This window comes from Pseudomonas sp. PSE1(2024), assembly GCF_050990555.1.
Lineage (GTDB): Bacteria > Pseudomonadota > Gammaproteobacteria > Pseudomonadales > Pseudomonadaceae > Aquipseudomonas > Aquipseudomonas aphyarum.
In genome coordinates, this window is the sequence record NZ_CP158967.1 from 5,654,867 (window position 1) to 5,668,472 (window position 13,606).

Annotated in this window: 10 protein-coding genes; 6 read left to right on the plus strand and 4 right to left on the minus strand. The window is 61.2% G+C overall.

The window, feature by feature from the left end:
* Nucleotides 1-10 precede the first annotated feature (10 nt).
* Nucleotides 11-2,593 carry a hypothetical protein gene (locus ABTV87_RS25745; protein WP_433898571.1) on the plus strand — a complete coding sequence of 861 codons (2,583 nt, stop codon included), beginning with the start codon at nt 11-13 and terminating at the stop codon, nt 2,591-2,593.
* 43 nt (nt 2,594-2,636) lie between these two features.
* On the opposite strand, the gene ABTV87_RS25750 is transcribed toward ABTV87_RS25745, so the two are convergent.
* The 4 genes from ABTV87_RS25750 to ABTV87_RS25765 all read right to left on the minus strand — a co-directional run bounded on the left by ABTV87_RS25750 (nt 2,637) and on the right by ABTV87_RS25765 (nt 7,017).
* Nucleotides 2,637-2,921: a YceK/YidQ family lipoprotein gene (locus tag ABTV87_RS25750; protein WP_039771878.1), complete on the minus strand. Its 285-nt coding sequence runs from the start codon at nt 2,919-2,921 to the stop codon at nt 2,637-2,639.
* A complete protein-coding gene (ubiX, locus tag ABTV87_RS25755; protein ID WP_039771880.1) occupies nt 2,914-3,561 on the minus strand; it encodes a flavin prenyltransferase UbiX in 648 nt (215 codons plus the stop codon). Before ubiX ends, ABTV87_RS25750 begins: the two co-directional genes overlap by 8 nt.
* Nucleotides 3,558-4,907, minus strand: a complete 1,350-nt coding sequence (mpl, locus tag ABTV87_RS25760) for a UDP-N-acetylmuramate:L-alanyl-gamma-D-glutamyl-meso-diaminopimelate ligase (protein ID WP_007958628.1) — start codon at nt 4,905-4,907, stop codon at nt 3,558-3,560. The genes ubiX and mpl overlap by 4 nt, the downstream gene beginning before the upstream one ends.
* A 193-nt stretch (nt 4,908-5,100) precedes the next feature.
* Complete coding sequence (locus ABTV87_RS25765) at nt 5,101-7,017, minus strand: sigma-54-dependent Fis family transcriptional regulator (RefSeq protein ID WP_221535122.1); 1,917 nt, start codon at nt 7,015-7,017, stop codon at nt 5,101-5,103.
* A gap of 299 nt (nt 7,018-7,316) precedes the next feature.
* Between ABTV87_RS25765 and exaC the strand changes: the two genes are divergently transcribed.
* The 5 genes from exaC to ABTV87_RS25790 all read left to right on the plus strand — a co-directional run bounded on the left by exaC (nt 7,317) and on the right by ABTV87_RS25790 (nt 13,399).
* The gene (gene exaC / locus ABTV87_RS25770) at nt 7,317-8,837 is read left to right on the plus strand and encodes an acetaldehyde dehydrogenase ExaC (protein WP_085608772.1); all 1,521 of its coding nucleotides are present in this window, start codon (nt 7,317-7,319) and stop codon (nt 8,835-8,837) included.
* Nucleotides 8,838-9,143: 306 nt separating this feature from the next.
* On the plus strand, nt 9,144-10,514 hold the full coding sequence (gene eat, locus ABTV87_RS25775; RefSeq protein ID WP_085608773.1) for an ethanolamine permease: 1,371 nt from the start codon (nt 9,144-9,146) through the stop codon (nt 10,512-10,514).
* An 80-nt stretch (nt 10,515-10,594) separates the two neighbouring features.
* Nucleotides 10,595-11,989 (plus strand): ethanolamine ammonia-lyase subunit EutB, encoded by a 1,395-nt coding sequence (locus ABTV87_RS25780; RefSeq protein ID WP_039771886.1) that lies wholly within the window; start codon nt 10,595-10,597, stop codon nt 11,987-11,989.
* On the plus strand, nt 11,986-12,819 hold the full coding sequence (eutC, locus tag ABTV87_RS25785; RefSeq protein ID WP_371915877.1) for an ethanolamine ammonia-lyase subunit EutC: 834 nt from the start codon (nt 11,986-11,988) through the stop codon (nt 12,817-12,819). Before ABTV87_RS25780 ends, eutC begins: the two co-directional genes overlap by 4 nt.
* A 118-nt stretch (nt 12,820-12,937) precedes the next feature.
* Nucleotides 12,938-13,399 carry a GNAT family N-acetyltransferase gene (locus tag ABTV87_RS25790; RefSeq protein ID WP_007958617.1) on the plus strand — a complete coding sequence of 154 codons (462 nt, stop codon included), beginning with the start codon at nt 12,938-12,940 and terminating at the stop codon, nt 13,397-13,399.
* The last annotated feature ends 207 nt before the right edge of the window (nt 13,400-13,606 follow it).

Here is a 13,606-nt window from a genome sequence, read left to right on the forward strand (position 1 = left end):
GGATTCCTTGATGGCACCGCAAACAAAAACGTCGAAAGGCACCAGCAAAAATACCCCCACCCTCGACAGGACTCCGGAAACGTCGTTGACTCAGCGTCATGATTTCCCGGGTTCGATTCGATTCCCGGAAACAGACAGCGTCAGCCGCCCCACGGAGGCGCCTGCACCCCACTCTTCAAGTGACACATTGCCCGCGATACAGATTCAGGATCTGACCCACCCGGCTGGAGACACCGAAGGAGGATCACCCAGCAACCCACACGCGAGCGGATCGATCCGTCAGTACGAGTTGCCGACGCAATTGCGAACGCTATTGCCTGCCGTCAACACCGAAGGGTTGCGGGTTCACAGGGGGCGCATTTATGCCGAGGTGCAATACACCACGACCACGACGGTCATGGTGGCCTGGGACGAAGGCCTCGGCACCTACCGAGCCATGCGGTCACAGGAAGCGCATCCCTCGGGCCCCGTCCTGCAATTCGACTCCGAAAGCAATACCTGGCGGGTCGCTGAGCCGCGGATTATCAGTCAGCCCCTCGAGTCCACGGTACACCGGCAGGCAGACAATACCGACGATAACGCAGCACAGCCCCACCTGCAGGGACCGGCCCGGACGCAACCGAACGCTGCACCGATTTACGTCGACACCCAACATTACGTATGGAACGAGAAGGCCAACAATCACCATGGCTATGTGGTCCTGCACCGAAAAATGCGCCGGACCGACGAGGTCGGGCCGCCGCTGCATCATGCATTCATGGACGAAAGCGGCTCGTTTGTCAGTGTCGAGCCTTCCGCCTCGCGAATCGATCAGCCAGCCGAACTGTTGACAGCCTGGACAGACCGCGATATCTGGGATCTCTACGGGATACAGGGCGCAGAAATCACCCGTTTCCGCAGCGAAGCGCACAGCACCGGCAAGAAACCTCTATGGGCTACCGTTCGGACACAACGGATGGAAAACGCCTACCTGTTTGACGAGCTGTACCGCTGGTCTGGCATGGACATGGATCGCGACCTGTTCAACAGCCTCCTGAACCATCAGAACCGCACGCCAGCCCAATGGGCAGAACACCTCCAGTCCGTCACCTTGCACCGCAGCCCATCTGGCCCGCAAACGCCGTTGCCAAGCCCGCCGGAACCCGACTCGCCCTCTACACGCCCATCAACACCCGACACGTCCAGGACTGCGGACGCCACGCTTGCCTACGGTGATCAGCGCCACTACACCTGGGATCTCGACAAGTCGAATTTCCATGGTTATGTCGAAATGCAGCGCAAGCCTGGCCTGAATGACAATCATGGACCTCTCACCCAACTGGCGTTTCGTGAAGGCGCCAGCCTGATTGTCGTCAAAGCCACCGATTATCCGATCTACAAAGAGAATGTTCTGCGCCCGTTCTGGCGGGACATCGACATCTGGAATCTTTACAGGATCGAAGGACCCGACATCGTGCGCTTTCGTCGGGAGGTTGCGCTCCATCAGAAACCGCCTGCCTGGGTCAAACAACGGGAATACCCTTCCCAGCGTGAACAACTGATCGACTACCTGCGGCTGTGGACCAACCCTGATTCTCCGCTCAAAACACGAGAGCAAATCCTCGCCCGGTTCCAGCCCTACAATCTTTCCGTCCAGCAACTAATACGACTGTGCAAAGAGCTGTCGCCGACAGGGCAGTTCAAGAACCTGATCAATGACGAAATGCCTGGATGGGTCAAAACCTATCAGGAACGCACCCGGCTGGTAACCAACGAAAAACTCTTCGAACCGTTTCTGCCGGAAATCGATGCTGAAATCATCCAGCTGAGAAATCAGGGAGAAGGCACCAGCCTGCTGAAGGCGAGTCTGACCGAACCCTTCTTTCAGGAGCTGTTGCGGCTCAGCGGCTTCAAGCGCAACACGCACAATTATCTGTACAGAACCGACATTCCTGCCGTGTTCAAAGTGGATGACCGGACACCTTTCGAAATAGCCCGGCCCGGGGCCATGGTCCCACGCGTGGTATCGGCCGTGGGCGCCACGAGCGAGACACCCGTCAGTGCAATGTTCAGCCTGAAGACCGCCATGGATTTTGCGAATGAAACCAGAGGAGTGATGGGCATAGAGGCGCACCAGACAACCCGCGGCACTTCGACGCCCCCCGCTCAACGCATCCGGTTTTGCTACCTGCTCGATACCCGCAATGTGGAAGTCGTTGCGGGACAGGACAATCGCGTCTACAACCCGACGCGGCTCGAACGAAGCCCCGCGGACGGCAAAACGTGGTTCCCGAGCATGAAAATGGAGGGGCATGTTTCGATGTCATCGATCGGTTTCACGTCGAGGCGCGTCTGGCTGGTCAACTCAGGCATGACCCGCGCGGCGACAGTGGAAGATATTCATTTGCAGGCGCTGACACACGCCACGGGATCAGATCAGAACCCTGCCGACGTCATCGAAGCCCGCACACGGGCAGGAGAATTGAACCGGGACGAATATGACGGGTTGATCGATGAAGTGGCGAATGCCGGCAAACGCGTTATCGAATTGCCGGCAGGACAGGACATATTCTCCGACGACATCGTCTTTCCGCCCGAAACGATCACGTTGTAGGGAACTTCAATGGCACGCCCCTGCGGGGTCGTGCCATTGATTTTCATAACCCGCCCGTCGCCTGAAACCCTACACCGATCACCGTCAGCAACGACAACGGCAACAGCAGCGTATCGAGCAATGCGCTGGCCGGCAGATCCACACCGGGATAGCTCGGTGCCTCGGCGCCGAATCGATCCATCGCGCAACATCCGCCATTCATCGCATACAGATCCAGCCGCGTGCCGGAATACACCACCGGCGCGCCCGGCTTGGCGGCATCCAGCGTGCGCGCCGTGGCGCAGCCGGTCAGTTGCAAGATCAGCAGGATCGCAAGCAGCTTATTCATCGCTGCTCAGATGGTGTTCGCCCCAGCGCGGCAGCATGTCCTGGGGAATGCCCAGCAGATTGAGAATCCGCGCCACCACGAAATCGATCAGGTCATCGATGGTCTGCGGCTGGTGATAGAAACCCGGCGAGGCCGGCAGGATGGTCACGCCCATGTTCGACAACTTGAGCATGTGCTCCAGGTGAATGCTCGAATACGGCGCTTCGCGCGGCACCAGAATCAACTGGCGACGCTCCTTCAACGTCACGTCCGCCGCCCGCTCGATCAGGTTGTTGCAGGCGCCGGTGGCGATGGCCGACAGCGTACCCGTCGAGCACGGCACCACCACCATGGCGGCCGGGGCGCCGGAGCCCGAGGCCACCGGCGACATCCAGTCTTCCTTGCCGTACACACGGATCTGCCCGGCGGCCGCGCCGGTGTATTCGGTGAGGAACGCCTGCATCATTTGCGGCTTGGCCGGCAGCGACACGTCGGTCTCGGTGGCCATCACCAGTTGCGCGGCCTTGGAGATCAGGAAGTGCACCTCGCGATCCTCGCGCACCAGACAATCCAGCAGGCGCAAACCGTACTGGGCGCCGGATGCGCCGGTCATCGCCAGCGTGATGCGTTCGGGGCCATTGCTCTCGAAACGAGTGTTCATTTCAGCGCCTCGGCGAGTTTGCCGTGCAGGCCGCCGAAGCCGCCGTTGCTCATGATCACCACGTGGGTGCCGGGCTGGGCCTGGCTCTTCACGCGTTCGATGATGCCTTCCAGCGAATCGCTGACGATCGACGGCACGGTGCACAACGCGGCGGTGCCTGCCAGATCCCAACCGAGGTTGGCCGGGGCATACCAGATCACCTGATCGGCATCGACCACGCTGTCCGGCAGACCGTCACGGTGGGCGCCGAGCTTCATCGAGTTGGAGCGCGGCTCGATGATCGCGATCAGCGGCGCATCGCCAATGCGCTTGCGCAGGCCGTCGAGGGTGGTGGCAATCGCGGTCGGGTGGTGGGCGAAGTCGTCGTAGATGGTGATGCCGCGCACCTCCGCGACTTTCTCCATCCGGCGCTTGACGCTCTTGAACGCGCTCAACCCGGCGATGCCCATCGACGGTACAACACCGACGTGACGCGCGGCGGCCAAAGTCGCCAAGGCGTTGGCAACGTTGTGCTGACCGGTCAGTTCCCACTCGACCACACCTTGGGACACGCCTTCGAACATCACTTCGAATGCCGAGCCGTCGTCTTTCAGCAACTTGACCTGCCACTGACCGCCGGCACCGGTGGTTTGCACCGGGGTCCAGCAGCCCATCTCGATCACACGCTGCAAGGCCGGTTCGGTGGTCGGATGAATCACCAGGCCTTCGCTCGGGATGGTTCGCACCAAGTGATGGAACTGCCGTTCGATGGCCGGCAGATCGGGGAATATGTCAGCGTGATCGAACTCAAGGTTGTTGAGGATCGCGGTACGCGGACGGTAGTGGACGAACTTCGAACGCTTGTCGAAGAACGCACTGTCGTATTCGTCGGCCTCAATCACGAAGAACGGCGTGCCGCCCAGACGTGCCGACACCGAGAAATTCTGCGGCACGCCGCCGATCAGGAAACCCGGGCTCATGCCGGCATGTTCCAGCACCCAGGCGAGCATGCTGCTGGTGGTGGTCTTGCCGTGCGTACCGGCAACCGCCAGCACCCAGCGACCTTGCAGCACATGGTCGGCCAGCCATTGCGGGCCGGAAACGTACGGCAGGCCTTTGTTCAGCACATATTCCACTGCCGGGTTGCCGCGGGACATGGCGTTGCCGATCACCACCAGATCCGGTGCCGGATCAAGCTGCGCCGGGTCGTAACCCTGGGTCAGCTGAATGCCCTGGGCTTCGAGCTGGGTGCTCATCGGCGGATAGACGTTGGCATCGGAGCCAGTCACGTGATGGCCCAGCTCTTTGGCCAGAACCGCCATCGAGCCCATGAAAGTCCCGCAGATACCCAGAATATGAATGTGCATAGTCGACCTCGTAAAACATGGCCGCAGGTTAGCGCAGGGAGGGGGAAATCGCACTCTTTAGCTGATCACACGACATGATCGTTCCCACGCTCTGCGTGGGAATGCAGCACAGGACGCTCTGCGTCCAAAAGCGGACGCGGAGCGTCCGGGGAGGCGTTCCCACGCAGAGCGTGGGAACGATCGGCAGGAGTATTCAGGCGGTTCGGGCAATCCCGTGCTTGCGCAGTTTTCTATAAAGCGTATTGCGACTGACACCCAGTTGCTGCGCCGTGTGGGTCATGTGCCAGCGCGCGTGCTCCAGCGCATTGAGCAAAGTCAGCCGCTCGGCATCTTCCAGCGGATGTTCAGATGACGATTCATCGGTTTTTACCAGCAACGGCTGCACCTGCCGAAACATCGCCGGCAGATCATCCAGCCCGATCCGCCCTTCATCGCACAACGCCGCCAGCGTGCGCAGCACATTGCGCATCTGCCGCACATTGCCCGGCCAGTTGAACCCGAGCAACGCCTGACGCGCCGGTTCGTCGATCAGGATCGTTTCCCCGCCCGCCTCTTCGGCCAGCAGGAAATCCAGCAGCTGCGACTTGTCACTGCGCTCGCGCAACGGCGGCAGCGCCACTTCCAGCCCGTTGAGCCGGTAATAAAGGTCTTCACGGAAACTGCCATCGCCGACCCGCTCCAGCAAATTGCGGTGGGTGGCACTGATGATCCGCACGTTGACCGCTTCCGGCTCGCCGCCGATCGGCACCACTTGCCGGTCTTCGAGCACCCGCAAAAGCCGGGTTTGCAGTGCCAGCGGCATGTCGCCGATTTCATCGAGGAACAGCGTGCCGCCATCGGCCTGCTGCAACTTGCCGCGCATGCCGTCCTTGCGCGCACCGGTGAAACTGCCGCCGCGATAACCGAACAGTTCGCTCTCGATCAGGCTTTCGGGAATTGCCGCGCAGTTGAGAGCAACGAATGCTTTGCCGGCGCGCTGACTGGCATTGTGCACAGCCTTGGCGAATGCTTCCTTGCCGGAGCCGGTTTCGCCGTTGATCAGCAGCGGCACGTCACGCTCGAACACTCGCAATGACTTACGGAAATCCGCCTGCAACGCCGCATCACCAAGGCAAATGCCCGCAAGACGCGGCGCTTCCACAGGCGCCGGAGCCGGTACTGCTGGCAGCGGCCGACGGGTTTCGCCGCGCAGCACCGCAAACAGATGCCGCCCATCGCGAGTACGCAGCGGCCAACTGGCGCTGGCATTGGCACTGGCGCGCCCGAGCAACTCATCCAGCGAACAATCGAAAAATGCCTCAACCGGTTTACCGAGCAAGCCGCCACGAATGTGCCCGAGCAGGTTCAAGGCGCTCTGGTTGACCGCACTGATACGCCCTTCCCCGTCAAACGCCAGCAGCCCTTCGCTGAACAGCCCGACGGACTCGGCCTGGAGATGGAAACGCAACAACCATTGGTTATCGAAGCAACGCAGGAAATAGCAGCTCTCGATCATCTTCGCCGACAGATTGACCAGCGCCATGGTGTGGAACTGGCTCTGGCGCGAGACGTCATGCCGAGCCGAAGAAACGTCGAGCACCGCCAGCAGTTCGCCGTGCGGGTCGAACACCGGGCTCGCCGAGCAGGTCAGGCCGGTGTGGCGGCCGCGAAAGTGTTCGTCTTGATGAATCGTCAGGGCCTGACGTTCCACCAGGCAGGTGCCGATGCCGTTGGTGCCTTCGCAGGCCTCGCTCCAGTCGGAGCCCAGCCACAGGCCGGCGCGTTCAAAAATCTTGCGTTCGGCGGGTGCGGTGACGCAGTTGAGGATCACCCCGCGCGCGTCGGTCAGCAAAACCGCGTGGCCGGCGCCGGAGAGTTGTTGATGCAGGCTGCTCATTTCATTGCCGGCGATCTGCAACACCTGTTGCAGCCGTTCGCGGCTTTCGAGAACTCGACCGTGTTCGAGCACGGTCGGCGCCATGGTCAGGGCCGGGTCGAGGTGATAGTCCTCAAGACAACGCAGCCACGAGCGGGCGATCGACGGGTCGGCACCGGGGCCATGCAGGTGCGGCTTGCCCTGGGTGACGGTGAGTACCTGTTGGGCATGGCGACTCAAATGGTTGTCGTGCATTTCTTATTATTCTCCCCGAGGCTCATCGGCCCATGCGTGAAGTGGTGCCCAGCATCCTCCAGCCAACCGGTCTTTGCAATGCTGGCAAGACCGCCCGGTCACGGGTTGTGCCAGAAGCGGTACAAACTGTCACCCAAGCTGTACCGATACCGTCACAGACGCTTGCCATTTGTCCGACAAAAATCACGCAAGGCCTTGATTTGCCTGACCTGCACGGCAGTGGCCCGACCTTTGCTCTACGCTTATAGCAAGCGCTCATGCGCGTCTCTCTGATAAGTACAACAGCCAAGGAGAACATCATGCGTTACGCTCACCCCGGTACTGAAGGCGCCAAAGTCTCGTTCAAGAGCAAGTACGGTAACTACATCGGCGGCGAGTTCGTCGCGCCTGTCAAAGGTCAGTACTTCACCAACACCTCGCCAGTAAATGGCCAACCGATTGCCGAATTCCCGCGCTCCACGGCCGAAGACATCGAAAAAGCCCTGGACGCCGCCCACGCCGCTGCCGATGCCTGGGGCTCAACTTCCGCCCAGGCGCGCTCGCTGGTCCTGCTGAAAATCGCCGACCGCATCGAACAGAACCTCGAAACCCTGGCGATCACCGAAACCTGGGACAACGGCAAAGCCATCCGCGAAACCCTCAACGCCGACATCCCGCTGGCCGCTGACCACTTCCGTTATTTCGCCGGGTGCCTGCGCGCCCAGGAAGGCAGCGCCGCCGAGATCGACGGCAATACCGTCGCCTATCACATCCATGAACCACTGGGCGTGGTCGGCCAGATCATCCCGTGGAACTTCCCGATCCTGATGGCCGCGTGGAAACTCGCCCCGGCCCTGGCCGCCGGCAACTGCGTGGTGCTCAAACCTGCCGAGCAAACCCCGCTGGGCATCAGCGTGCTGCTGGAACTGATCGGCGACCTGCTCCCGCCGGGCGTGCTCAACGTGGTGCAAGGGTTCGGCAAAGAAGCCGGCGAAGCCCTGGCCACCAGCAAGCGCATCGCCAAGATCGCCTTCACTGGCTCGACCCCGGTCGGCTCGCACATCATGAAATGCGCCGCCGAAAACATCATTCCGTCCACCGTTGAACTGGGCGGCAAGTCGCCGAACATCTTCTTCGAAGACATCATGCAGGCCGAGCCAAGCTTCATTGAAAAAGCCGCCGAAGGCCTGGTGCTGGCGTTCTTCAACCAGGGCGAAGTCTGCACCTGCCCGTCCCGCGCACTGGTCCAGGAGTCGATCTATCCGCAGTTCATGGAAGCGGTGATGAAGAAAGTCAGCCAGATCAAACGTGGCGACCCGCTCGACACCGACACCATGGTCGGCGCCCAGGCGTCCGAGCAGCAATTCGACAAGATCCTTTCGTACCTGGAAATCGCCAAGGGCGAAGGTGCCGAGCTGCTGACCGGCGGCAAGGTGGAAAAACTCGAAGGCAACCTGGCTTCCGGTTACTACATCCAGCCGACCCTGCTCAAGGGCACCAACAAGATGCGTGTGTTCCAGGAAGAAATCTTCGGCCCGGTGGTGAGCATCACCACCTTCAAGGACGAAGCCGAAGCCCTGGCGATTGCCAACGACACCGAGTTCGGCCTCGGCGCCGGCCTCTGGACCCGCGACATCAACCGCGCCTATCGCATGGGCCGCGCCATCAAGGCCGGCCGTGTATGGACCAACTGCTACCACCTGTACCCGGCGCACGCCGCGTTCGGCGGGTACAAGAAATCCGGCGTCGGCCGTGAAACCCACAAGATGATGCTCGACCACTACCAGCAGACCAAGAACCTGCTGGTGAGCTACGACATCAACCCGCTGGGCTTCTTCTAAAACCTCGGGGCAACACAGATGATTCTGTGTTGCCTGTTCAATGGCCTTCGCGAGCAAGCCCGCTCCCACAGGGACTTGCGTCGGCCCACATTATTGGATTCTGCACAAATCCAATGTGGGAGCGGGCTTGCTCGCGAAGGCGTCCTTAATGACACGACACAAAGCCTGGCCGCTCTGGCACGGGCCTTGCGTACCCGTCATTCAGGATTTGCGTGAACACTGCCGCTGCGTGAACAGCATCCACCCAATCAACCGCTGCACCCGAAAGTCCAACAGATCGAACAATAAAAAAGACAGAGAGGACTTATGACTTCCACCACACAGCTCAAACCCACACTCGGCACCCTGCACCTCTGGGGCATTGCCGTCGGCCTGGTGATTTCCGGCGAATACTTCGGCTGGAGTTACGGCTGGGGCACGGCGGGAACCCTGGGTTTCCTGGTCACGGCCCTGATGGTCGCGACCATGTACACCTGCTTCATCTTCAGTTTCACCGAACTGACCACCGCCATTCCCCACGCGGGCGGGCCGTTTGCCTACAGCCGCCGGGCGTTCGGCGAGAAAGGCGGATTGATCGCCGGCATCGCCACCCTGATCGAATTCGTGTTCGCCCCGCCGGCCATCGCCATGGCCATCGGCGCCTATCTGAATGTGCAATATCCGGGACTCGATCCAAAACTCGCGGCGGTCGGCGCGTATTTCGTGTTCATGACCCTGAACATCCTTGGCGTCAGCATCGCCGCGACCTTTGAGCTGGTGGTGACCGTGCTGGCCGTCGCCGAATTGCTGGTGTTCATGGGCGTGGTCGCACCGGGCTTCAGCTTCAGCAACTTCGTGCTGAACGGCTGGTCGGGCGCCAATGAGTTCACGATGGGCTCGATTCCGGGCATTTTCGCGGCGATTCCCTTCGCGATCTGGTTCTTCCTCGCCATCGAAGGCGCGGCCATGGCGGCCGAGGAAGCCAAAGATCCGAAACGCACGATTCCACGGGCCTACGTCAGCGGCATCCTGACCCTGGTGTTCCTGGCCATCGGTGTGATGGTGATGGCCGGCGGCGTTGGCGACTGGCGTCAACTGTCGAACATCAACGACCCGCTGCCGCAGGCGATGAAAGCGGTGGTTGGTAACAACTCGACCTGGATGCACATGCTGGTGTGGATCGGCCTGTTCGGGCTGGTGGCGAGCTTCCACGGGATCATCCTCGGCTACTCGCGGCAGTTCTTCGCCCTGGCCCGGGCCGGTTATCTGCCGAAAGGCCTGGCCAAACTCTCGCGCTTCCAGACCCCGCACCGGGCGATCCTGGCCGGCGGCGTTATCGGCATCGCGGCGATCTACAGCGACGGACTGGTCAATCTGCAAGGCATGACCCTGACGGCGGCGATGATCACCATGTCGGTGTTCGGCGCCATCGTGATGTACATCATCAGCATGCTCAGCCTGTTCAAACTGCGCAAAACCGAGCCAAACCTGGAGCGCACCTTCCGCGCACCGGGCTACCCGGTGGTGCCGGCCATCGCGCTGTTCCTGGCGGTGGTGTGCCTAGTGGCGATGGCCTGGTTCAACACGCTGATCGGCTGTGTGTTCCTCGGTTTCATGGCCGCCGGCTACCTGTACTTCCAGCTGACCGCCAAGCAACGCTCCGAAGCACCGGCAGACGCTATGCTCGAAGGTATCTAAACGCTAACTGAGCTGCACCGGCATCGGGCCTCGGGCTCGGTGCCCGCACTAAAAGCATTCATTCAGGAGGAACGCGCCCCATGGCCGCATTTGCCCATACCGTCGGCGCCCAGACCTACCGCTTCGACAGCCTCAAGGACGTGATGGCCAAGGCCAGCCCCGCGCGTTCCGGGGACTTCCTGGCCGGCGTCGCCGCGCTCAACGATGGCGAGCGGGTGGCCGCGCAAATGGCGCTGGCCGACATCCCGCTCACGCATTTCCTGCAGGAAGCGCTGATTCCCTACGAAGCCGATGAAGTCACCCGGCTGATCATCGACAGCCATGACAAACAGGCCTTTGCGGTCGTCAGCCATCTCACGGTTGGCGGCTTTCGCGACTGGCTGTTGAGCGAAGCGGCCGACGAGTCCAGCCTGCGCGCCCTCGCCCCCGGTCTGACGCCGGAAATGGTCGCGGCCGTGTCGAAGATCATGCGCGTGCAGGATCTGGTGCTGGTGGCGCAGAAGATCCGCGTCGTCACCAAATTTCGCGGCACCCTCGGCCTGCGTGGGCGGTTATCCACAAGGCTGCAACCCAATCACCCGACCGACGAGCCGTCCGGCATCGCCGCGAGCATTCTCGACGGTCTGCTGTACGGCAACGGCGACGCGATGATCGGCATCAACCCGGCCACCGACAGCATCGCCTCGATCTGCGCGATGCTGGAAATGCTCGACGCGATCATCCAGCGCTACGACATTCCGACCCAGGCCTGCGTGCTGACCCACGTCACCACCTCTATAGAAGCGATCAACCGTGGAGTACCGCTGGATCTGGTGTTCCAGTCGATTGCCGGCACCGAAGCGGCCAACGCCAGTTTCGGCATCAACCTGAACATCTTGCAGGAAGGTTATGAAGCGGGCCTGAGCCTCAATCGCGGCACGCTTGGGCAGAACCTGATGTATTTCGAAACCGGCCAGGGCAGTGCGCTGTCAGCCAACGCCCACCACGGCGTCGATCAACAGACCTGCGAGACAAGGGCCTACGCCGTGGCGCGCCATTTCAAGCCGTTTCTGGTGAACACCGTCGTAGGATTTATCGGCCCGGAATACCTCTACAACGGCAAACAGATCATCCGCGCCGGCCTCGAAGATCATTTCTGCGGCAAGTTGCTCGGCGTGCCGATGGGCTGCGACATCTGCTACACCAACCACGCCGAGGCCGACCAGGACGACATGGACACCCTGCTGACCCTGCTCGGCGTGGCGGGGATCAACTTCATCATGGGCATCCCCGGCTCCGACGACATCATGCTCAACTACCAGACCACCTCGTTCCACGACGCGCTCTATGCGCGCCAGACCCTGGGCCTGAAACCGGCGCCAGAGTTCGAGCAGTGGCTGGCGAACATGGGCATCTTCACTCAGGCGGACGGCAAGGTCCGCTTCGGCAACAATCTGCCGCCGGCCTTCCGCCAGGCCTTGGCGCAACTGGGATGAGTCAGATGGAAAAACCACCCGCCGATCCACAAAACCCATGGCTGGAGCTGCGTCGTCTGACCCCGGCGCGCATTGCCCTCGGCCGCACTGGCACCAGCCTGCCGACCCGTGCACAGCTGGATTTCCAGTACGCCCACGCCCAGGCCCGGGACGCGGTGCATTTGCCGTTCGATCACGCCGGGCTCAGCGCCCAACTGACCGAGCGCCAGCGTGACAGTTTGCTGCTGCACAGCGCGGCGGGAGATCGCAATAGCTACCTGCAACGCCCGGATCTGGGGCGCAAGTTGAGCGATCAATCGGCGCAAACTCTGCGCGAATACGCCCAGGCGCATCCGGGCGGCGTGGATCTGGTGATTGTGGTGGCGGACGGTCTGTCAGCGCTGGCGGTGCATCGGCATACCCTGCCGTTTCTCACCCGTCTGGAAGAACAGATGAGCGCCGACGAATGGTCGATCGCACCTGTAGTGCTGGTGGAACAGGGTCGAGTGGCAATTGGCGATGAAATCGGCCAGTTGCTGGGCGCCAAAATGGTTGTGATGCTGATTGGAGAGCGTCCGGGCCTCAGTTCGCCGGACAGCCTGGGTTTATATTTCACCTACAATCCAAAAGTCGGCCTCACGGATGCGTACCGCAATTGCATCTCCAATGTGCGGCTGGAAGGGCTCAGCTACGGCATGGCGGCGCATCGCTTGCTGTATCTGATGCGCGAAGCCTGTCGGCGCCAGCTGTCGGGCGTCAATCTGAAGGATGAAGCGCAGGTTCAGACGCTGGAATCGGAAGCCGGTGCAGACATGAAGAGTAATTTCCTACTCGATCCGCCCCCAGCCTGAACCGTTTCCGCATTGCCTTTCTGCGCCGGTTTGAGGCAGGATCGACGCACGGCCGCCCAAGGTTTCCCGATGCCGTCAGCCCCACGTGAAGACAGCCAATTGAAGGACGAGACCTACCATGCGGATTATCCAAGCGACCCTCGAACACCTGGATTTGCTGACCCCGTTGTTCGTTAAGTACCGCGAGTTCTACGGCTCCCTGCCCTATCCGGACTCCTCCCGGGCCTTTCTCGAAAAGCGCCTGCGACGCAAGGAATCGGTGATCTACCTGGCCCTGGCCGATGACGACGACAAGAAGCTCATGGGCTTCTGCCAGCTCTACCCGAGCTTTTCCTCCCTGTCGCTCAAGCGCGTGTGGATCCTCAACGACATCTACGTCGCCGAAGACGCCCGCCGCCAGCTGGTAGCCGACAACCTGATCCGCACCGCGAAGAAAATGGCCAAGGAAACCCAGGCCGTGCGCATGCGCGTCTCCACCAGTGCCGACAACGAAGTGGCGCAGAAAACCTATGAATCCATCGGATTCAAGGAAGACACCGAGTTCAAGAACTACGTGCTGCCGATCAGCGACGAGCTCTGATCGCGGAGTGCCCTGCGGGGAGGGAGCAGACTCCCTCCCCAAAATGAATGCCAACCCGACATTTGTTCACACAGACATCCCCCGCTACAAAACCAACGCGCTTTTCACCTCTCAAACCGTATAATCCCGAGCTTTCCGGCTTGTAAGAAAAACTACACCTGGTTGTAGGCTTACACGAAGTCATCCGCACAGGTCTGCCGAGTCAGG